Genomic DNA, 19,966 nt, shown 5'->3' on the forward strand with positions numbered 1-19,966 from the left:
TTGGACCTTCCACGAGTGGTGAAAGTGGACGCGGACGGGCAGGGGTGGCACGTCCGAGTGAGGGATGCGCGGGTAAACGCGAACGCCAAGCTACCTCAATTTTCGGGCGAACGCGGTATTAATTCGCAGCCGATCCCGCACCTACCTAAAGGTAATAAAGGATCACTTAACGCTCCCGCAGAAATGCAATCCGTGACATGTCGATGAATGGATATACGATCGTCACGGAACGGGAGGTTGAGGTGACAGAGCGCACGGAATCCCTGCTCCAGCGGCAGCGCCGACCCGAGATGATGGCGTTGCTGCACGCGATGTCGGTCTGCCACCGCAGGGCCCAACGCCTCGACAACCTCCGAATGGCGCTCTCCGTCGCCATTGGCGTCGCCGGGGCGGTGGTCGCCTTCGCCGGCGTGTCGGGAAACGCCGTCACGGCCGTAGGTGCCCTCTGGGCGGTGGTCAACGCGATCGGGCTCGGCTCCTGGTCGACCGGGCAGCTCCGCCGGGCGGCCGTCCTGCAGGAGATGTTCGACGTACGACTCTTCCGGCTGCCCTGGAACGCGGTCGCGGCCGGTGACCCGGTCGGCCCGCCGGAGGTCAGCCGCCTCGACCGTGCCTACCGGGGCGACGAGCAGTACCTCCGGGACTACTACGAGATCCCCGACCTGCCCCGCCCGTACGACGTGCTCGCCTGTCAGCAGCAGAACCTCGGGTGGGGCGCCCGGGTGCGCCGCCGGTACGCGTGCACAGTGCTAGCCGGGGTGGCGCTCTGGGCGACGGTGGGGGTCGTCTTCGCGGTGACCGCCGACCTCACCGTCTCGGCCCTGCTGACGCAGTGGTTCGTGCCGTCGCTCGGCGTCCTGCTGCTCGGTCTGGAGATCTACCGGGGTCAGCGCGGGGTGGCCGCCGAGCGGGACCGGGCCCTCGTGCTCCTCCAGCAGCGGGTCGCCTCCGCTGCCCGGCGCGATGACGACCCGGCGACCGAGGCGGAGTTGCTGACCCTCGCCCGGCAGACCCAGGACCTGATCTTCCACAGTAGGCAGGGGCAGGCCCGCGTCCCGGACTGGTTCTTCCGACGGTTCCACGCCGCCGACCGCACCGACTTCCAGGCGGCGATGGACGACCTCGCGAACCTGCTGCGGACCGGCACACCCGCCGCCCGTCCCGACTGACCCGCCGCGACCTCCGGAACCAGTCATTCGATCGTGAACCGTCGGGCCGGATGGTCCGTTACGCGACGTAGTCGGCTTGGAGATAATGCCTGGTCGGCCGGCTACCTAGCGTGAACCCGTCATCACCAACGGCCTCGACGTCGGCGTCGCACCTGCCGCCCGTCCGGGCCTCAGACGGGAGAAACACATGCGTGCTCAGAACAACACCCGGCGGTTCGGCGCCCGAGCGTCCGTACTCGTGCTCGGTCTTGTCGCGGCCGGAGCGGTGCTCGCCCCGGCGAGCCCGGCGTCCGCCGCGGTCCCCGGTCTGGTGCGGGTCGCCGCGACCAGCGTCAGCGACTCGGCCGACTACCACAGCGTCACGGCGACCTGCCCGGTCGGGAAGGTGCTCACGGGCACCGGCTACGAACTCAACGGCGTGACCGGTGAGGGTGTCGTCGACGACCTGCGCCCCAACGGCGGCGTCGCCACGGCCCCCACGGCGGTCACCGTCGGCGCGTACGAGACCGAGGCGTTCGCCGGGAACTGGTCGGTGACCGCGTACGCGATCTGCGCCAACCCGCTGCCCGGCCTGGTCCGCGTCGCGACGGTCGGCGTCAGCAACTCGGTCGACTTCCGCAGCGTCACGGCGACCTGCCCGGTCGGGAAGGTGCTGACCGGCACCGGCTACGAACTCAACGGCGTGACCGGTGAGGGTGTCGTCGACGACTTCCGCCCCAACGGCGGCGTCGCCACGGCACCGACCGCGGTCACCGTCGGCGCGTACGAGTCGGACGCCACGGCGCTGAACTGGTCCGCGACCGCGTACGCGATCTGCGCCAACCCGCTCGCGGGTCTGGTGCGTACCTCTGCCGTGGGTGCCAGCAACTCTCTCGACTTCCGCAGCGTCACGGCGACCTGCCCGGTCGGGAAGGTGCTGACCGGTGCCGGCTACGAGCTGAACGGGGTGACCGGCGAGGGCATCGTGGACGACTTCCGCCCCAACGGTGGCCCCGCGACCGCCCCGACGTCCGCCGCGTCCGGCGCGTACGAGGAGGACGCGTTCGCCGGGAACTGGTCCGACACGGCGTACGCCATCTGCGCCACGCCGTAGAACCCAGTCAGCCGGTGCAGCCGCCCTGCGAACCCGCGAGCCGCTGCACCGGCTGAGTGGTCGGCTCAGGAGCCGCCCTGGCGCTGGATCCGCCCGTCGCCCGAGACCTTGGCCCGGCCCAGGTCGCCTTCGGTGCCGGCTGGGCCGGTCGCGGTACGGCGGTGCCGTTGGTCGGGCGAGTGCTCCATGGGCGAGCCCTGGCGGCCCGGAGCGCCGCTGCCCGAATGCCGCCGGCCTCGCGCCGACTCGCCGCCGCTGTCGTGTTTGTTCTGCTTGTGGCTACCCATGGATCGCGCGTACCCGGTCACCGTGCGGCTAGTCCTGAGCCCTCGTCAGCTCCAAAGCCGTTCCGGGCGGTGAGGTGGATATCGGGCGGCGCGTAGACGTGTCCACACGCTGGCGGTGATCGGCCCGGTCGACGCTCGCGGGAGCGGGCGGAGTCACGGATTCCAGTAGACGAGAACCCTGGCCTGGTCGAAGCGTCGATCCTTCAGGTCGGCACGCTGGATCACCCAGTGGATGCTCGCGCCGCCTTGTCTGCCGCCGTGGAACTCGGCCAGCAGAACCCAGTCACCATGGTCGGGCGGCCCACCACCGCGCACCGGCCCATCGGAGCCGGAACAGCCCGAGGGGTTGGCGCCCAGCCACGCGGGGTTGAAACCGTTGCAGTCGGTGCCGTAGCCACCCAACAGCAGCGGCGTCGTCCAGCCTCCATAGGAGAACGGGCCGTCCGGCGCGTCGCCCAGGACGTCCTGCCACACCTTGGTCATCTCTTCGAAAGGGGGATCTCCCGGCAGTGGCGGAGACCACGGAGGCCCCGGGATCGTCTTGACGTACGGCAGAGAGATGTCGACCGTGAGGTGCAGATCGCCCTGCGGGATCTTCGCGTAGACCTCGGCACACTCCTCGTCGTCCGGAGAGAAGCCCGGCGGATGCTGCTCCCGCTCATCGACGGCCACGCCCGCCGGCACGTACATCACCTCGCCGTAGCCGTCTTCCTCGGGCCAGCCGAACAACAGCATTTGGCCGTCGGCCGGTAGCGGAAGGTCGGTCACGTCTGCCGGAAGGGCACCGCAGTCGATGGTGGCGATCAAGGGAAACTTGGGGTCCTTGGCGTCGGCCGGGAGCATCACGGGCCCACGGATGGCGCCCACGACCGGCCCGTCACCCTGCTGTGTCAGGAGCGCAGACGGGCGGGCGAGCCCCAGCCAGCGCTCCACGTCGGCGGCGGGGACGCCGCGGCGCAGCGCCTCGGCGCGGACCTGATCGAGGATCTTCACGTTTCGGGGAAGCACGGGAGCACCGTAGGTCAATCGTGCGACGTTCTTCGACCCCGCCGGATGCGGTGTCGCAGTCGGCCGCCCGGAAGGCAGGCGCCCATGCGGTCGATACCGCGATTTGCCGTTGGCGGGCGGCATGTGGAAGCGCCCGACCATAGCGTCCGAACCACGGAGTTCCGGGAGCGCGCGATCTGTGGGAGGCAACCATGCAGACGACCGAGGGTGTGGTGTTACCGGGCGAGCGGACCCCGGTCACCGTGAACGTCGACCGCTGGCGCGCAGGGCTACCGCCGGAGGCCTGGCCCGAGGGCCTTCCTGTGACCGGCGAGATCTGGCGGCGCGACGTCTTCGCGGTGGCCGAGGCATACCGGGCGGGGTCCGCGAGCCCACGGCACCTACTGACGGCCGTGCTGGTCTGGGCTTACGGCCCCATCGGGTACGGCCCGTGGCGCGCCGCCAGGTCGCTCGACGCCGACCCGGACGGCAAACGCCTGGCGTACGCGCTGGAGGAGGTGTCCACCCCGACGCCCGACGAGGAGGCGCTGCGTACGGCGTACCGCCGCTTCCGCGACCCCGACCACGCTCGCCTGCCCTGGTTGGGGCCGGGCCTGTGCACGAAGGTCCTCTACTTCATCGGCTACCGGCGCGGGGTGGGCGGCGTGCAGCCCCTGATCCTCGACCGTGTCGTGGCCGGCCAACTCCCCGCCGAGGCGGGTGTCGGACGCCGCAACGGCTGGTCGTCCGAGGAGTGGCTGACCTATCTGCGCTGGGCGGCCGAGCAGGCTCGGATCAGGGGCGTGGAGCCGGACGCGGTGGAGATGGCGGTCGTGCCCGACCGGTGAGGTGGCTACCGCGCGGCGCGAAGGCGGGCGTCCAGCGCGTCGAGGTCGGGGACGAACCAGATCTGCCCGCCCTGGTTCGACTCGTGCACCAGGGCGCGCAACGCGGAACTCTGGGCGAGTTGCGGCGAGATGTCGCCGACGACTGCCAGCCGCACCCGGTAGTTGACGAACTTCTGCATCACGTCGCCGGCGAAGCGGGTGCCCAACGAGAAGAAGCGCTCGTCGAGCCGGTTGGCCGGCACGGCCACCACCTGGGCGCCGAGGAACGCCGCGCCGATCAGGTCCAGCGCGTCCTGCTCGGTGGCCACCGGCGGCCCCGCCGGGTCGCAGACCAGCACCGGCACCCCTGCGCGTTCCTGGATCTCGTCAGACATCGCGAACCTCCCGGTTGAGCAGGCCATTGTCGGCGTTGAGAACGGCGTCGAGCAGGTGCAGCAGTTCGGCGGTGGCGGCCGGATCACCCAGGATGATGATCTTCATGCGGTGGCGTTCCGCGTCGTGCACCGTCTGCACCCGCAGCGGGTGGGCCTGGTCGTGGGCGGTGTTGGCGCTGGTGAGCACGAGCGTGCCGAGCCGGTCGGCGGCGGCCCGGTCGACGCCGTCGATCTGCACGATGCTCGACACCTCCGCCTGCCTGGCGACGCTGGGCGCGGTCGGGGCGTGGCCGGTGAGGGCGTCGAGGTCGCTGGCGGCAATCCGGTACTGCTTGCCGATCCGCACCGCCCGGAGCCGGCCCGAGCGGATGTAGCCGCGCACCGTGCGTACGTGCAGGTTGAGCCGGCCGGCCACCTGCTCAACTGAGTACAGTTCTTCCGTCATCGTTCCCTATGATACTTCGACAGGGAAGGTTGGGGAGTGATGGGTCTGATGCGTTGGCGACATCAGCTCCAAAGGACCCGAAACCACCTGGACGGCGAGCCCCGCGAGGTGCCGGGGAACTGGTCGAGGCCGCGGTGCGCGAAGCGTTCGGCCGGTTAACCCGCCCGCGCTGTCGGACGGTTCCAGTACCGTCTGGGGACCATGGACGCGCTCGGCGACGCCATCATCGGGCGGGATCACCCCGCGAGCCTGCTGCGCGCCGAGTTGGACCGCGCCACCACCAGCCACGGCGGTCTCGTCCTGGTCACCGGCGAGCCGGGCATCGGCAAGACGACGCTTGTCACGTCGGCGGCCCGGGAGGCCCGACAGCGCGGCGCGCTGGTGCTCGGCGCCGCCTGCTGGGATTCCGACAGCGCCCCCGGCTACTGGCCGTGGGTGCAGGTGCTGCGCGGCCTGCGGCGCTCCGCCGACGACTGGGCGGTGGCGCGGCAGTCCGCCGAACCGGCCCTCGCAGCCCTGCTCGGCCAGTCCGGCGTCGGCGGCGAGCAGGCCGGTCGCCTCGTCAGTTGGTCCGGCGTCGACCCGGGCCCGGACGCCGCCGACCAGGAGGCGTTCGCGCTTTACGACGCGGTGACCGCCGCGCTGGTCGCCGTCTCCCAGCACCGGCCGGTCGTGGTCGTCCTCGACGACCTGCACTGGGCCGACCCGGCCTCACTGCGGTTGCTGAGCTTCGCCGCACAGCACACCTGGTTCGAGCGGCTCCTGTTGATCGGCACCTACCGCGACGCCGAGGTCGAGTCGGGCGAGCATCCGCTGCGCCCGCTGCTGATGCCGCTGGTCGCGAAGGCCACCACGATCACGCTCACCGGTTTCACCCGCGACGAGGTGGCCGCACTGATGACCCGGACCGCCGGCCGGGAGCCCGAGGCCGGCCTGGTCGACGAGGTGCACCGGCGCACCGGCGGCAACCCGTTCTTCGTCGAGCAGACCGCGCGACTCTGGCACGCCGACGACGCGGTCGGCACGATCGCACCCGGCGTGCGGGAGGCGGTGCGCCGCCGCCTGGCCCAACTACCCGCCGCCGTCGTGGAGGCACTGACCGTCGCCGCAGTGCTGGGTCGCGAGTTCCACCGTCAGGTCCTCGCGGCCTGCGCGGCCGCCCCGGCGGCGCAGGTCGACCGGCTGCTCGACCGGGCGGTGACCGCCCGACTGGTGGTCGCCCGGGGCGGTGGCCGCTTCGCCTTCGCCCACGACCTGGTCCGCGAAACCCTCTACGACGGGCTGACCGACGACGACCGGCGGGCCCGGCACGGCGCGGTCGTCCGGGCGGTCGACGACCTGCGGGAGCTCACCGACCGGTTGATCCCGGCCGACCTCGCCCGCCACGCCTACCTCGCCGGCCCCGCGCTCGACCGGGCCCGGGTGGCCACGCTGCTGGTCGCCGCGGGTAGGGACGCGTTCGCCCGGCTGGCCGGCGACGAGGCGGCGGTGCACTTCCGCCGAGCCCTGGAGGTCGTCGAAGACCCGGCACAACGAGTGCGGATCCTGGTCGAGTTCGCCGAGTCGCACTATCACCACGCCGGGCGGGAGGAGGTCGCGCGACTGCTGGCCGAGGCAGCCAAGCTGGCCCGTTCACTCGACGACCCGGTGTTGCTGGCCCGGGTCGCGCTCACCGTGAACCGTTCCCGCCAGGTGGAGACCGCCCAGTCGATCGAGGCGGCAGAGTTGGTGCGCGAGGCGTACCGCCGGTTGATCGGCGAACCGGACACGACCGCGACGGTTGGCGCCCTGGTCGCCGACCTGATCACCGCCACCGAGACGATCGCCCGTCGAGGGCAGGATGACGAGGCGCTCACCTTCAGCCTCTGGGCCCGCCACGACACGACCTGGGGGCTCGGCACCGCCGCGACCCGAGCCGCGCTCACCGCCGAGATCCGGGACGTGGCCCGTCGGACGGGCGACCGGGAGACCGAGCTGTGGGCGACCTCGCTGCGCTGGGTGGCGCTGCTGGAGCTGGGTGACCCTCGCTTCGCCGAGGAGCTCACCACCTTCGTCGACGCCGAACGGCAGGGCGACTTCGCCCGGCACCGGATGGCCGCGGCCGTCGACAGCGGGATCATCGCGGCGTTCCGGGGCGACTTCACCAGGGCCGACGAGCGGTTCGCCGTCCTCACCGACCGGGCCGACCCGGGTCACACCGAGTTCGGCTTCATGGGTCATCACCTGCGGTGGTCACGGCTGCTGCTCCAGGGCCGGGTCGACGAGGCCGCCGCGCTCGTGGACGGGCTGGCCCCGACCGACTACCCCTACCGGGAGCTGCTGCGGGCGATCACCGCCGTGGAGCGTGGCGACGACGAGACGGCGATCCGGCTGACCGCCGGCATCGAGGCCGCCGCCATCCGGTACCCGCGCCCGGTGTCACCGCTGTGGCTACGGCTACGGGCGCAGGTCGCCGCCGCGTCCGCCGACCCACAGCGCTGCGACGCCGCGCGGGCCGCGCTCGCCCCACACCGTGGAGAGTGGACGGTGGGGCTCTTCGGCTGCGATATCAGTGGCCCCGTCGACCACTGGCTGGCGCTGATCGACGCCGCCCAGGAACGCTGGGACGACGCCATCGCCGGCTTCACCGCCGCTCGGGACTCCGCCGATCGGATGGGCTCCCGACCCTGGTCGCTGCTCGCCCGCACCGGCCTCGCGAACGCCCTCGCCGGCCGAGGCCACCCGGGTGACACCGCGACGTCGACCGCCCTGCGCGCCTCCGCCGTCGAGGAGGCGACCGCTCTCGGCATGACGCAGGTGCTCCACCGGCTCGCCGCCCCGACGGCCCCCGACACCGACCGCCCAAACCAGGCCGTCGCACCGGGTCAGGCTGCTGGGTCGGGCCAGGCCGTCGGCTCGGGTCACGCTGCTGGGTCGGGCCAGGGTCTCGGGTCGGCCCAGGCCGTCGCCTCGGCCCAGGCCGTCGCGCCGGGTCAGGTTGTCGCGCCTGGCCAGGCCGCGCCGGTCGCGGCTGCCGTCGAGGGGTACGAGTTTCGGCGCGACGGGCCGGTCTGGCAACTCGGGTACGACGGTGTCGTGGTGCACCTGCCCGACGCCAAGGGCCTGCACGACCTGCATCTGCTGCTCAGCCGCCCGGGCAGCGACGTGCCGGCGGTCGAGTTGCTCGACCCGGCGGCCGGGCCGGAGCTGGTCGCCGCCCGCCGGATGGGCGCCGACCCGGTCCTCGACGACGAGGCGAAGGCCCGCTACCGGAGGCACCTGGCCCGCCTCGACGAGGAGATCGACCGGGCCGCCGCCCGCGACGACAAGCGGAAGGTGTCCACGCTGGACGCCGAGCGGGGTGCGTTGCTCGACGAGCTGCGTGCCGCGGCGGGCCTCGCCGGCCGGAGCCGCCGCCTGGGCGACGAGGCCGAGCGGGCCCGTAAGACGGTGACCGCGCGAATCCGCGACACGCTCCGCAAGCTCGACGACCGACACCCGGCACTGGCGAGCCACCTGCGCGACGCCGTCTCCACCGGCACCACCTGCCGCTACCTGCCGCCGGAGCCGCTGCGCTGGCGGCTCTGAGCCGGGGTCGGCGCGCCGGCTGGTCAGCGCCGGCCACGGGCCCCGCGGCTCAGTCCTTGAGATCAGGGCTGGGGTCCAGAACCCGGGCGAGCCAGTCGGTCTGGGCGCGTCGTGCCGCGGCCGACACGCGGACCTGGGGGAACAGCGCCGAAAATCCGTGGAAGCCGCCGGCCCACAGGTGCAACTCGGCCTGGCCACCGGCGGCCCAGATCCGACTCGCGTAGCTGACATCCTCGTCGCGAAAAACCTCGGCGGTCCCGGCGTCGATGTACGTGGTCGGCAGACCCGACAGGTCGTCCGCCAGCGCGGGTGAGACGTAGGCGGAGACGGTCCGGTCGGTGTGCTCGCCGAGGACGCTACGCCACCCGAACTCGTTCATCTCCCGGGTCCACACGCCGTCCAGCCCGCTGTACTGAAGGCTGGAGGTGGTGTCGTTGCGGTGGTCGAGCATGGGGCACGACAGCAACTGGGCGGCGATGGTCGGGGTATTGCGGTCGCGAGCCATCAGCGTGACTCCTGCCGCCAGGCCACCTCCGGCGCTGGCACCGGCTACGACGATGCGGGCCGGGTCGATGCCCAGGTCCGCGGCGTTCTCGGCGACCCAGAGCAGGCCCTGGTAACAGTCGTCGACCAGGGTCGTACCGGTTACCTCCGGGGCCAGCCGGTAGTCCACAGTGACCACGACGGCGCCGAACCGGTCGAGCCATTCCAGCGGGACATCGATGTTCGAGTAACGGTCGCCCCACATCATCCCGCCGCCGTGGATCCAATAGACGCAGGGTGCGCCGGCGGCACGATCGGTGGGGCTGAGGATGGACAGCGGGATCGGCGTTGCGTCAGTGGCGGGAACGGTGACCTCGCGCCGCTCGACCGCACGGCCTTCCAGATGACTTTCGATCGACGGTTGGGGAAAGTGGCGCAGCTGCTCGATCACCTCGGGACCGAGGGGCGGCATCGACGGCAGTTCGGCCAGGGGTACGAGCAACTCGGGGTCGATGCCCGGTCGGGGGAAGTTCATCAGGATCCTTTCGCTGACACAGGTAGGGGTGATCGGTGCGGTCGCCGGTTCAGAAGGTCGCCTTGCCGCCGACCGGCACGGCGTCGGTGTACGCCGAGTCACCGGCCAGCAGCGGCTGAAGCTTCGCGACCAGGGCCTGCGCCTGCTCGCCCGCGAAGAACGCGCTGTGCGCCTCGGCGCTGGTCCAGCCTTCGATGACGTGGACGACGTCGCGGTCGGACGCCGAGCGGGACACGAGGAAGACCACGCAGTCGTCGTGCGGCAGGGACGGTGCGTCGAGCAACAACTGGATCAGCTCGTCCGCCTTGCCTGGCTTAGCTGTCATGGTGGCCTGGAACCCGTGGTGGACGGACATTGTTGAGACTCCTAATCGTTGAGCTGCGCTGCGCTCTTCGGGAAACTGACAATCCTATGGAAGCGCATTTACCAGCAAAAACGTTAGAAGAATGCTCGCCGGGCCTTGCCTCATCCTCTCATTCTGGCGAGGATTGGTTCTGTGGCACAATCGGGTCGTGGACCTCGATGAGCTGCGGGTGTTGCTGGCCAGGCACGCCCGACCGGACATGAACACCACCATTGAGGGGGTGCTGATCTCCAAGGTCGAGCAGCAGACGGCGCCGACCACGTCGATGTCGGGCACCGTGCTGGCACTCATCGCCCAAGGCGCCAAACAGATGGCGCTGGGCGACCGCGTGTACGAGTACCGGGCCGGCCAGTACCTTGTCGCGTCGGTAGACCTGCCGGTCACCGGCCGTTTCACCCAGGCGAGCGCCGACGCGCCGGCTCTGGGTTTCGGTCTGGTGCTACATCCGGCCATGGTCGCGGAGTTGCTGCTGCAGGCGGCGCCGGGCGACCTCCCGCCCCTGACCGGGCCGACGCCGTCGGGGCTGCTGGTCAGCGACGCTCCTGACGAGCTCGGCGACGCGGTGATCCGACTGCTTCGGCTGCTGGATCGGCCCCGGGACGCCACGGTGCTCGCGCCCCTGATCAAGCGGGAGATCCTGTGGCGGCTGCTCACCGGGGAGCAGGGTGCGGCCGTCCGGCAGCTCGGTCTGGCCGACAGCAGCCTCAGTCACATCGCCCGGGCGGTCCGGTGGATCCGCGACCATTTTGCGCAGCCGTTCCGGGTGGAGGAGCTAGCGCGGCTGACCGGAATGAGCGTGTCGGCGTTCTATCGCAACTTCCAGGCGGTGACCGCGATGAGCCCGATCCAGTTCCAGAAGCAGATCCGATTGCAGGAGGCGCGGCTCCTGCTCGCCACGCACCCCAACGACGTCACCGGGGTGGGCATCCGGGTTGGCTACGAGAGCCCGTCGCAGTTCAGCCGCGAATATCGTCGCCAGTTCGGCGCGCCTCCCAGTCAGGACGCCACCCGCCTGCGGGGGACCATCCGAGCCGAGGTGCCGGCGGTCGTCTGACCGCCAGCGTTCACCCGGGCGCCCAGACGACAGCCGACGGGCGCCGCCACAGCCGTGGCGGCGCCCGTCGCTTGAATCACTGTCAGCGGCGGTTGTACCTGTACATCGTCAGGGTGCCGAAGACCAGGACGAAGCCGGCGCTCCATAGCAGCAGCCACATCGTGGCCGACGGGTCGGACTCGCCGCTCATCGCTCCCCGGATGGCGGCCACCAGTTGCGTCACCGGGTTGACCTTCACGAACGCCTGGAGCCAGCCGGGCATGGTGCTCGGCTCGACGAAGACGTTGCTCAGGAACGTCAGCGGGAACAGCACCATCATGCTGACCCCCATCACCGACTTCTCGCTGCGCAGGATCAGCCCGAAGAACGTCCACACCCAGGAGAACGCGAACGAGAAGACCACCAGCAGCCCGATCCCGGTAACGACCCCGACCACCCCGCCCTCGGGGCGGAACCCGAGCACCAGCCCGAGGCCCAGGATCACCACGGCGGCGAGGATGTAGCGCAGCACGTCGCCGAAGATCATGCCGACCAGGGCGGCCGGGCGCCAGACGGGCAGCGTCCGGAACCGGTCGAAGATGCCCTTCTCGATGTCGGTGTTGAGGCCGATGCCGGTGTACATGGTGATCATGACGACGCTGGTCACCATGATGCCGGGCAGGAAGAACTGCAGGTAGTCGCGCGGACTGCCGGCGAGGGCGCCACCGAACAGGTACGTGAACATCAGCACCATGATGATCGGGAACGCGGTCACGTCGAAGAGCTGCTCCGGCACGTGCTTGATCTTCAGCATGGCCCGCCAGCCGAAGGTGAGTGACGCGCCCAGCGCGCTCGGCCGGGGAGGTCGGGCACCGGGCGCGAGCACGGTCGCCAGCGCCTCGGCGGACGGGACGTAGACGGACGGCGCCCGTTCGGTAGTGGTGGTCGTGGTGTCGCTCATCGGGCTGCCTCCAGCTCGTCGTCGCGCTCGTCGGTCGGCACGGCGGGGTGGTCGGTCAGGGCCAGGAAGACCTCGTCCAGGCTCGGCTGGCCGAGGGAGAAGTTGTCGACCAGGATGCCGGCGCGGGCCAGGTTGCTGAGCGCGCGAGCGGCCTGGGCGCTGGCGTCGAGGTCGGTGCCGGCCTCGCCGACGCGGGCGGTCAGCGCCACCGGATCGGCGGCGAGCTGCACCGGCACGTCGAGCGCCTCCCGGAGCACCCGTTCCGCCTCCGGGCGCTGTGCGGGGTCGCGCAGTCGCAGGTGGACGGTGCCCGAGCCGATCGACGACTTCAACTCACCCGGGGTGCCCTCCGCGATCACCCGGCCGTGGTCGACGACCGCGATCCGCCCGGCGAGCTGGTCGGCCTCGTCGAGGTACTGGGTGGTCAGCAGCACCGTCGTGCCGTGCGACACCACCGCCCGGACGATCTCCCACACCTGGTTGCGGCTGCGCGGGTCGAGACCGGTCGTCGGTTCGTCGAGGAAGAGCAGATCGGGGGTGTTCAGGATGCTGGCGGCGATGTCGATGCGTCGCCGCATCCCACCCGAGTACTTCTTCACCTGGCGGTCGCTCGCCTCGGTCAGACCGAACGCGGCCAGCAGGGCCGCCGCGCGCTCCCGAGCGGCCGGCTTGCGCAGGCCGAGCAGGCGGGCGAGGAGCACCAGGTTCTCCGTGCCGGTCAGGTCCTCGTCGACCGAGGCGTACTGGCCGGTGAGGCTGACCCGGGAACGGACCTTGTCGGCCTCGTCGACCACGTCGTGCCCGAAGACCCGGGCCGAGCCGCCGTCGGGTCGCAGCAACGTGGCGAGCACCCGGACCGCTGTGGTCTTGCCCGCGCCGTTCGGGCCGAGCAGGCCGTAGACGGTGCCGGCGGGCACCTGGAGGTCGATGCCGGCCAGCGCCCGGGTGTCCCCGAACGAGCGGGTGAGCCCCTCGGCCTCGATGGCCAGACCTGTGGTGCGTCTACTCATGATTCTTACCTTTCGTGGTGGACGTGTTCAGGAGACGTAGGGTCGAGCCGCCCGGCCGTCGCGCAGTGCCAGACCCCACCAGCGCAGCTGGTCGAGCAGGACGCCGACGTCGCGCTGCAGCTCGTCGGTGCACTGGGCGGTCGGCTCGTCGGCGAGCAGGTCGATCCCGACGACGTCGCGCACCGTCATCGCGTGCAGTGCGGTGAAGACGGTACGTAGCTGGTCGACCGCGTGCTGGCCGGTGGACCGACAGCCGTACGACACGAAACCGACCGGTTTGGCCTGCCACTCGTCGTACGCGTAGTCGATGGCTTGTTTCAAGGGTGCCGGGAAGCTGTGGTTGTACTCGGGGGTGACCACGACGAACGCGTCCGCCCGGCCCACCTCGCGGACGAACGCCCGGATGGACGCGGTCGGCTCGGCGGGGTAGGTGGCCGGGAAGTCGTACTCGGTCAGGTCAACGACCGTCACCGCCAGGTCGTCGTGCCGCGTGGCCTGCTCGACGAACCAGTGGGCGAGGCGGTCGCCGACCCGCCCCTCCCGTGTGCTGCCGACGATCACGGCGATCCGCAACTGTGTCATGGCCACCCCCCTTCCACCCTGAAGGCGCGAGGTGACGACACGCGCCCGCTAGATCCGATCTAGCGGGCGCGGTTCGGGGCGAAATGTCGGTGGGATCGGCTTGACTGGGGTCGACGAACAGGGGGGCGGAATGGCACAGGTACGCATCGAGCCGTGGCACGAGGACGACCTCGACCTGCTGCGGCAGCTCAACTCACCGGACACCCGCAAGCACACCGGCGGCCCGGAGACCGACGAGCAGGTGCTCGCCCGGCACGACCGGTACGTGCACTTCTCGGGCACCGGGCAGGGCTGCATGTTCACGCTGGTGCTGCCGGACGGGGCACGGGCGGGCAGCGTCGGCTACTGGGCCCGCGAGTGGCGCGAGCAACCGGTGTACGAGCTGGGCTGGGCGGTGCTGCCCGCGTACCGGGGGCAGGGCCTCGCCACGGCGGCGGTGCGCGCGGTGGTGGACGTGGCCCGCGCGCGACGGGACCGGCACCACGCCCACGCCTACCCCTCGGTCGACAACCCCGCCTCGAACGCGGTGTGCCGCAAGGCCGGCTTCACGCTGCTCGGCGAGACCGGCTTCGAATACCCGCCGGGGCAGATGATGCGGGCCAACGACTGGCAGCTCGACCTGACCGCCCCACCGACCGGAAGCTGAGGGCGGCGGGGCGGTTCACGGCGCTGTCACCAGGGCAGCACGCCGTACCCACCACCGGCGTCCATCTGGAAGCCCCAGAGCAGTCCGTTCGGGCCGTCGGCCGGCAGGGTCGCCAGGTGCACGCTCACCTCGGCGCCCTGTTCGGCGGTGCGGAAGCCGCTGTTGCCGTTGAGGTCGGTGGCGCAGTAGCCCGGGTTCGCCGCGTTCACCTTGATCGGGGTGTCCCGCAGCTCCTTGGCGTACATGGCGGTGAGCATGTTCAGCGCCGCCTTGGACGACGGGTACGGCACGGAGGTCAGCTCGAACAGCGCGCCGTTCGGGTCGGTCATCACCGCGATCGAGCCGACCTCGCTCGACACGTTGACGATCCGGGCGGCCGGTGCCCGGCGCAGCAGCGGCAGTAGCGCGTTGGTCACCGCCACCACCCCGAAGACGTTCGTCTCGTACAGCCGGCGCAGCGTCGCCACTGTCGTCTCGCTGGGCAGCCCTCGTGCGCCGTCAGCGAGGATGATGCCGGCGTTGTTGACCAGCACGTCCAGTTGGCCGTACTCCGCCTCCACCCGCTTCGCGGCGGTCGTCACCGACTCGGCGTCGGTGATGTCGAGCGGCACGAACACCGCGTCCGCGCCGCCGTCGCGCAGCTCCCGCTCCGCTGCCCGGCCCCGCTCGGCGTCCCGCGCGCCCACCAGCACGGTCATCCCGAGGGCACCGAGCTGCCGGGCGGTGGCGAAGCCGATCCCCTTGTTGGCCCCGGTGATCAGGGCGATCATGTTCGTCATGCCGTCGAGCCTCGCCGGGCTGGCCGCGCCCGGGGAGAGACGGGCGGAGGCTGGGACCGGCGGTACCACCCTCGCCGGCCCGCACCGAGGCATGCTGAGGGCATGACGAGCATCGGGCTGCGGCGTGACGAACTGGCGGCGTTCCTGCGTACCCGCCGCGCCCGGCTGCGGCCCGCCGAGGTCGGGCTCCCCGAGGGCGAACGCCGACGCACCCCCGGGCTGCGCCGGCAGGAGGTCGCCCAGCTCGCCGGCATGTCGATCGACTACTACATCCGGCTGGAGCAGGGCCGCGGGCCGCACCCGTCGCGGCAGGTGCTCGCCGCGATGGCCCGGGCGCTGCTGCTGAGTCGGGACGAGCGCGAGTATCTGTTCCGGATCGCCGGGGAGAATCCGCTGCCGGCCGGCGGGCCGAGCCGGGAGGTGACCCCCGGGCTGCGGCACCTGATGGACGCGATGACTGAGACTCCGGCGTACCTCGTCGACGCCGCGTACCAGGTGTTGGCGTGGAACCGGCTGGCCACGTACTTCATGGGCGACCTCTCGGCCGTGCCGGCCGCGGACCGCAACATGATCCGCTGGACCTTCCGGCGTCCGGCGACCGACAGCCACTGGACCGACGCCGAGACCATCTGCTTCGTCCGCAGCACCGTGGCGGACCTGCGGGCCGCCTACGGCCGTTACCCGGCCGACCCGGCGATCCGCGAGCTGGTCACCGAGCTGCTCGGCACCTCGCCACGGTTCGCGCGGCTCTGGGCGGAGCACGATGTCGAGGAGCGCCGCCCCACCGTCAAGCGGGTGCCGCACCCGGAGCTGGGATCGTTGGAGTTCGAGTGCCGGGTGCTGCACGTTCCGGAGACCGACCAGCGGATGATCGTCTACGTCCCCGAGCCCGGCTCGCCCACTCAGGCGGTGTTCCGCCGGCTCGCCGAGCGCGTCGCGCCCTGACCTGGCCGGCAGCCGACCAGCTCGTCCCCGTGGTCGGACCGCCGGTAGAGCACGCTGTGCCGCTCCCTGGTGCGCACCACCAGGCCGGAGCGCAGCAGCACCCCCAGATGGTAGGAGACGGTGGCCGGGGCCAGCCGGTGCCGCTCGCTGAGCTGCCCGGTGGACCGGGGCACGTCCAGGTCCGCCAGGATCGCCGCCCGGCTCGCACCGACCAGGTCACCGAGCCGACCCGCCCGGCGCTGGTCCGCCCGCCCGGCGCCGACCGGGTAGACCAGCACGGCGTTGCCCTCGTCGCAGAGCTGGGTGGACACCTGGGGCCAGGCCAGCGCCGACGGCGCGAGCACCAGCTCCGCGCCGGTCAGCGCCGTGGTGATCCGGTACGAGCTGTCGATGGTCAGCGACCTGCCGGTCCAGCCGACCTTCGGGTGCAGGCCGTTCAGCATGCTGCCCACCCCGGCGGTGGCCATCGCGGTGGCCCGCCCGGCCAGTTCGGCCTCCAGCGTGGCCCGCACCGCCGGCCACTGCTCGGCGAGCGCGGCCCGCCAGAAGTGCCGCAGCCCGTCGGTGACCCGCCGGGCGAGGGTGCCGTCCTCGACGGCCGCGCGGACCCGCACCGGCATCGGGCCCGTCGGGAACCGCTCGTTCACCTGCGTCGCCACCTCGTCGGCGGGCGTTGCGGCCGTGGCCGCCAACTGCTGCTCGAAGGCCGCGTCGAGCGGGCCCAGCGGCGGCTTCGGCGTGAGCAGGTCCGGCGTGTAGCCGAGCCGGCCGGGCGGGGTCACCAGCTCCGCGACCAGGGCCACGTCGGGGTGCCGCAACGCGGCGCGGGCGGCCGGACCGGGATCGCCGTGCACCGGATGCCCGAACCGCGAGAGCGCGGCCCGCAGCCAGGACGTCACCTCCCAGGCCGGCGAGATCGCCAACCGGAGCCGGGCGAGGCTCGGGCCGTCCAGATGCGTGACCATCACAGCGCGGATAGTACAAGCGGCGGCATCGATGTGCCGTCCGCATTCGAGCTGGTTCGAATGACTGGCCGAGTGTGTGGTGGGCCGGGTTGGCTGCGACGGCAACACCACTCGTCCCGAGGAGAAACCGATGCGCCCACCTGCCTCCGCCCGTCCCGCCGGCCGGCTCGGCCGCACGATCGCCCTGCTCGGGCTCACCGCCGGCTTGCTGGCAGCGGCTCCGGCCGCGGTGTCGGCCGCCACCCCCGGCCCCGGCGACACCACAACCGGCGACGCGGCGGCCCGCGGCTGCGAGCGCGCCTTCGACCGCGCCGTCCGGGCGTACGTGGAGACCACCGAGCGGCGCGACCTGGACGGCTTCGCCGCGCTGCTGCACCCCGAGGTCACCTCCGTCTTCGCCTCCGACGGTGAGGTGCTCGACGGCAAACGGGCCACCGTGGACTGGTTGCGCGGGTTCTTCGCCGACGACTCGTGGACCCAGTCCTTCAGTGTGGCCAAACAGACCGTGGTGGGCTGCCGGACCGGGTTCGTGCTGTTCGACTCCGTCTACGCGGTGCCAGCCACCGGCACCAGGGTGCCGCTGCTGATCGGGGTCAGCTACACGTACCAGCACGGCCGGTGGCTGGTGTTGCAGAACCAGGACTCCGTGGGCCGCGTCTGACCACGGAGACTGGCAAGGGGTCGCCAGCCGGGGGGAGGGGCGGGCGCGCCAGCAGCGGCGCCCGCCCCACGGTGGCGTTCAGACGGCCTTCTCCAGGGCGGCCACCGCCAGCGGCGCGATCTTCGCGATCAGCGCGGTGCCGGCCGCCAGGTCACCGTCGCTCGCCGAGGCGTCCACCTCCATGACGAAGTTGCCGCGCACCAGGATCAGCGTGCACTGGTGCCGGGTCGCCTTCCCCTTCAGCCGCTCGCAGAAGGTGATCACGTCAGGGCCGTTCGGCACCGGCGGGGGCGACGGTCGCACGATCGTCGACGTGCGCCCGTCGTCGGGCACCTCGTACTCCTTGCACGTCGACAGGACCGACCGCAGTTCGTCGGCGAGCTTGCGGCCGGGCACCTTCAGGTAGCCGACCACGTACTGCCGGATCCACACGGACTCGCCATCCCAGAGCCGCTCCCGGTGCGCGGTGCGCTTGATGTCCGACGGCAGGCTCGCCCTGCACAGGGAGATCAACTTCCACGCCTCGGTGTTCTCGTCGGTGTACTGGGCGGTCTCCGGGTGGAACTTCGCGTCCAGGTTCAGCATCGCTGCGGTGACCCGGCTGCGGACCTCGGCCGTGGAGGTCGGCGCCGGACGCGGCTTTGGCGGGGTCGGCGAGGCTGATACCGACGGCGCGGACCAGCGGGGAGCCTCGGCGGCCTGGCTCGGCGCGCAGGCCGCCGAGCCGAGCAGGAGCAACGACAGCGGAAGCAGGATGGTACGGCGGAGCGACATCGCCGGGGACGGTCCTTTCACGCGAAAAAGGGGGGCCCGACCGGGCCCCCCTTTTCAGTGGCGTCGCCGCCGGCCGTCGCGTTACGCGGGCAGGTAGGCGAAGGTGTCCGGGTTCGGGCCCTGCCGGCCGGCCTCACCCTTGTCCAGCGCGGTGATCCGCTCCATCGCCGCGTCGTCCAGCTCGAAGTCGAAGATCCGGGTGTTCTCCTTGATCCGCTTCGGGGTGGTCGACTTCGGGAAGATGATGTCGCCGCGCTGCACGTGCCAGCGGAGCACCACCTGCGCCGGGGTCCGGTCGAGCTGCTCGGCGATGTCGACCACCGTCGGGTCGTCGAGGACCTTGCCCTGGGCGATGGGCGACCACGCCTCGGTGAGGATGTTGTGCGCACGGCCGTAGGCGCGGACCTCGTCGTTGCCGAAGTACGGGTGCGCCTCGATCTGGTTGACCACCGGCACGACGCTCGCCTCGTCGGCCAGCCGCTGCAGGTGCGACACCTGGAAGTTGGACACGCCGATCGAGCGGGCCCGGCCGTCGCGCTGGAACTCCTCCAGCACCTTCCAGGTCGAGACGTAGTCGCCGTCGTACAGGGTCGGCAGCGGCCAGTGGATCAGGAACAGGTCGATGTAGTCCATCTTCAGCGCCGCCAGCGTCGAGTCGAACGCCCGGCGGGCGTCGTCGGGGCGGTGGAAGCCGTTGTTCAGCTTGCTGGTCACGTAGACCGAGCCCCGGTCGAGGCCGGACACGCGTACCGCCTCGCCGACCTCGGCCTCGTTGCCGTACATCTCGGCGGTGTCGATGTGCCGGTAACCCACCTCGAACGCCGTGGTCACCGCCGCGACGGTGTCCTTCGGCTCGATCTGGAACACCCCGAAGCCGAGCTGCGGAATGGTGGTGCCGTCGTTCAGGCTGATGTCGGGAATCGTGAGTGCCACTGCGGCTCCTTCGCGTCTTCGTTACCTGTCATCCATACCCGCGTGGGTGGACGATCCACCGCCCAACCGGAGGTGACGAACGCAACGGCGCACCGGTTCACCCGGTCGTGTCGAACAGCACCGGCCACGGCCGTGCCGCCGGCACCGACGTCGTGGGCGGCGCGGGCGCGGTGGGTTCGGCGTCGGCCAGCACCTCCGCGGCCAGTTGGCCGAACATCGCCGCCGCCGGGTGTGCCGACCGGTCCGGCCAGGCTGCCGAGGTGCGCCTGGCCAGTGGCGCGTCGGTGATCGGTCGCCAGGCCATCCGGGGTTCCCGGCGGGCCACCGCCGCCGGTTCCACGGCCACCCCGCCGCCGGCCAGCACCAGCCCGCAGAGGAACTCCGGGTTGCGGGCCGGGCGCACCCGGGCCGGACGCCAACCGTGCTGTCGGCACACCGCCAGCAGGTGGAGAACGGAAGAGCGTCGTGTAGGGCACAGGGATAGAACACGGCGGAGGTCGGATCATAAAAAAAAAAAAAAGTAAG

General features: G+C 71.5%; 22 protein-coding genes. 8 read left to right on the forward strand and 14 right to left on the reverse strand.

The window, feature by feature from the left end; all coding sequences use genetic code 11:
• The first annotated feature begins 242 nt into the window (after positions 1 to 242).
• Together PSH25_RS02010 and PSH25_RS02015 are read left to right on the forward strand one after the other, a co-directional pair.
• Positions 243 to 1,169, forward strand: a complete 927-nt coding sequence (locus PSH25_RS02010) for an S-4TM family putative pore-forming effector (RefSeq protein WP_238657315.1) — start codon at positions 243 to 245, stop codon at positions 1,167 to 1,169.
• Positions 1,170 to 1,356: 187 nt separating this feature from the next.
• Positions 1,357 to 2,262, forward strand: coding sequence for a hypothetical protein (locus tag PSH25_RS02015; protein ID WP_238657316.1), 906 nt, complete (start codon positions 1,357 to 1,359; stop codon positions 2,260 to 2,262).
• 65 nt (positions 2,263 to 2,327) lie between these two features.
• Here the strand turns inward: PSH25_RS02015 and PSH25_RS02020 are convergent, their stop codons facing one another.
• Complete coding sequence (locus PSH25_RS02020; protein WP_238657317.1) at positions 2,328 to 2,549, reverse strand: hypothetical protein; 222 nt, start codon at positions 2,547 to 2,549, stop codon at positions 2,328 to 2,330.
• Positions 2,550 to 2,702: 153 nt separating this feature from the next.
• Positions 2,703 to 3,542, reverse strand: a complete 840-nt coding sequence (locus tag PSH25_RS02025; RefSeq protein ID WP_238657318.1) for a YwqG family protein — start codon at positions 3,540 to 3,542, stop codon at positions 2,703 to 2,705.
• A 206-nt stretch (positions 3,543 to 3,748) separates the two neighbouring features.
• Between PSH25_RS02025 and PSH25_RS02030 the strand changes: the two genes are divergently transcribed.
• Positions 3,749 to 4,384 (forward strand): 8-oxoguanine DNA glycosylase OGG fold protein, encoded by a 636-nt coding sequence (locus PSH25_RS02030; protein WP_238657319.1) that lies wholly within the window; start codon positions 3,749 to 3,751, stop codon positions 4,382 to 4,384.
• A gap of 5 nt (positions 4,385 to 4,389) precedes the next feature.
• Here PSH25_RS02030 and PSH25_RS02035 read toward each other — a convergent pair whose 3' ends face one another.
• Both PSH25_RS02035 and PSH25_RS02040 read right to left on the reverse strand, forming a co-directional pair.
• The gene (locus PSH25_RS02035; RefSeq protein WP_238657321.1) at positions 4,390 to 4,758 is read right to left on the reverse strand and encodes a DUF4180 domain-containing protein; all 369 of its coding nucleotides are present in this window, start codon (positions 4,756 to 4,758) and stop codon (positions 4,390 to 4,392) included.
• Complete coding sequence (locus tag PSH25_RS02040) at positions 4,751 to 5,203, reverse strand: helix-turn-helix domain-containing protein (protein ID WP_238657322.1); 453 nt, start codon at positions 5,201 to 5,203, stop codon at positions 4,751 to 4,753. The genes PSH25_RS02035 and PSH25_RS02040 overlap by 8 nt, the downstream gene beginning before the upstream one ends.
• A gap of 201 nt (positions 5,204 to 5,404) precedes the next feature.
• On the opposite strand from PSH25_RS02040, the gene PSH25_RS02045 reads away from it, so the two are divergent.
• Positions 5,405 to 8,770, forward strand: coding sequence for an ATP-binding protein (locus PSH25_RS02045; protein WP_238657323.1), 3,366 nt, complete (start codon positions 5,405 to 5,407; stop codon positions 8,768 to 8,770).
• A 49-nt stretch (positions 8,771 to 8,819) separates the two neighbouring features.
• Here the strand turns inward: PSH25_RS02045 and PSH25_RS02050 are convergent, their stop codons facing one another.
• Together PSH25_RS02050 and PSH25_RS02055 are read right to left on the reverse strand one after the other, a co-directional pair.
• The gene (locus PSH25_RS02050) at positions 8,820 to 9,788 is read right to left on the reverse strand and encodes an alpha/beta hydrolase (RefSeq protein ID WP_238657324.1); all 969 of its coding nucleotides are present in this window, start codon (positions 9,786 to 9,788) and stop codon (positions 8,820 to 8,822) included.
• Between the two features lie 49 nt (positions 9,789 to 9,837).
• The gene (locus PSH25_RS02055; protein ID WP_238657325.1) at positions 9,838 to 10,143 is read right to left on the reverse strand and encodes a putative quinol monooxygenase; all 306 of its coding nucleotides are present in this window, start codon (positions 10,141 to 10,143) and stop codon (positions 9,838 to 9,840) included.
• Between the two features lie 157 nt (positions 10,144 to 10,300).
• Here PSH25_RS02055 and PSH25_RS02060 point away from each other — a divergent pair, with 157 nt between their 5' ends.
• Positions 10,301 to 11,206 carry an AraC family transcriptional regulator gene (locus tag PSH25_RS02060; protein ID WP_238657326.1) on the forward strand — a complete coding sequence of 302 codons (906 nt, stop codon included), beginning with the start codon at positions 10,301 to 10,303 and terminating at the stop codon, positions 11,204 to 11,206.
• A gap of 82 nt (positions 11,207 to 11,288) precedes the next feature.
• Here PSH25_RS02060 and PSH25_RS02065 read toward each other — a convergent pair whose 3' ends face one another.
• The 3 genes from PSH25_RS02065 to PSH25_RS02075 are packed head-to-tail and all read right to left on the reverse strand — an operon-like array spanning position 11,289 to position 13,738.
• On the reverse strand, positions 11,289 to 12,146 hold the full coding sequence (locus PSH25_RS02065; RefSeq protein WP_238657327.1) for an ABC transporter permease: 858 nt from the start codon (positions 12,144 to 12,146) through the stop codon (positions 11,289 to 11,291).
• Positions 12,143 to 13,156 (reverse strand): ATP-binding cassette domain-containing protein, encoded by a 1,014-nt coding sequence (locus tag PSH25_RS02070; protein WP_238657328.1) that lies wholly within the window; start codon positions 13,154 to 13,156, stop codon positions 12,143 to 12,145. Before PSH25_RS02070 ends, PSH25_RS02065 begins: the two co-directional genes overlap by 4 nt.
• Positions 13,157 to 13,183: 27 nt before the next feature.
• Positions 13,184 to 13,738, reverse strand: a complete 555-nt coding sequence (locus PSH25_RS02075) for an NADPH-dependent FMN reductase (RefSeq protein ID WP_238657329.1) — start codon at positions 13,736 to 13,738, stop codon at positions 13,184 to 13,186.
• 130 nt (positions 13,739 to 13,868) lie between these two features.
• Between PSH25_RS02075 and PSH25_RS02080 the strand changes: the two genes are divergently transcribed.
• Positions 13,869 to 14,384, forward strand: coding sequence for a GNAT family N-acetyltransferase (locus PSH25_RS02080; RefSeq protein ID WP_238657330.1), 516 nt, complete (start codon positions 13,869 to 13,871; stop codon positions 14,382 to 14,384).
• Between the two features lie 26 nt (positions 14,385 to 14,410).
• On the opposite strand, the gene PSH25_RS02085 is transcribed toward PSH25_RS02080, so the two are convergent.
• Positions 14,411 to 15,163 carry an SDR family oxidoreductase gene (locus PSH25_RS02085; protein ID WP_238657331.1) on the reverse strand — a complete coding sequence of 251 codons (753 nt, stop codon included), beginning with the start codon at positions 15,161 to 15,163 and terminating at the stop codon, positions 14,411 to 14,413.
• 102 nt (positions 15,164 to 15,265) lie between these two features.
• Here PSH25_RS02085 and PSH25_RS02090 point away from each other — a divergent pair, with 102 nt between their 5' ends.
• Positions 15,266 to 16,108 carry a helix-turn-helix transcriptional regulator gene (locus PSH25_RS02090; protein ID WP_238657332.1) on the forward strand — a complete coding sequence of 281 codons (843 nt, stop codon included), beginning with the start codon at positions 15,266 to 15,268 and terminating at the stop codon, positions 16,106 to 16,108.
• Here PSH25_RS02090 and PSH25_RS02095 read toward each other — a convergent pair.
• Positions 16,066 to 17,073 carry an ArsR/SmtB family transcription factor gene (locus PSH25_RS02095; RefSeq protein ID WP_238657333.1) on the reverse strand — a complete coding sequence of 336 codons (1,008 nt, stop codon included), beginning with the start codon at positions 17,071 to 17,073 and terminating at the stop codon, positions 16,066 to 16,068. The genes PSH25_RS02090 and PSH25_RS02095 overlap by 43 nt on opposite strands.
• Positions 17,074 to 17,203: 130 nt before the next feature.
• Between PSH25_RS02095 and PSH25_RS02100 the strand changes: the two genes are divergently transcribed.
• Positions 17,204 to 17,734 carry a nuclear transport factor 2 family protein gene (locus PSH25_RS02100; protein WP_238657334.1) on the forward strand — a complete coding sequence of 177 codons (531 nt, stop codon included), beginning with the start codon at positions 17,204 to 17,206 and terminating at the stop codon, positions 17,732 to 17,734.
• Positions 17,735 to 17,812: 78 nt separating this feature from the next.
• On the opposite strand, the gene PSH25_RS02105 is transcribed toward PSH25_RS02100, so the two are convergent.
• From PSH25_RS02105 to PSH25_RS02115, 3 genes are all read right to left on the reverse strand, one after another.
• Complete coding sequence (locus tag PSH25_RS02105) at positions 17,813 to 18,508, reverse strand: hypothetical protein (RefSeq protein ID WP_238657335.1); 696 nt, start codon at positions 18,506 to 18,508, stop codon at positions 17,813 to 17,815.
• An 81-nt stretch (positions 18,509 to 18,589) separates the two neighbouring features.
• Positions 18,590 to 19,441 (reverse strand): aldo/keto reductase, encoded by an 852-nt coding sequence (locus PSH25_RS02110; RefSeq protein ID WP_238657336.1) that lies wholly within the window; start codon positions 19,439 to 19,441, stop codon positions 18,590 to 18,592.
• Positions 19,442 to 19,538: 97 nt separating this feature from the next.
• Complete coding sequence (locus PSH25_RS02115) at positions 19,539 to 19,919, reverse strand: LysR substrate-binding domain-containing protein (protein ID WP_308193605.1); 381 nt, start codon at positions 19,917 to 19,919, stop codon at positions 19,539 to 19,541.
• Positions 19,920 to 19,966: the final 47 nt, after the last annotated feature.

This window comes from Micromonospora foliorum (genome assembly GCF_022229015.1).
GTDB classification, from domain to species: Bacteria; Actinomycetota; Actinomycetes; order Mycobacteriales; family Micromonosporaceae; genus Micromonospora; species Micromonospora foliorum.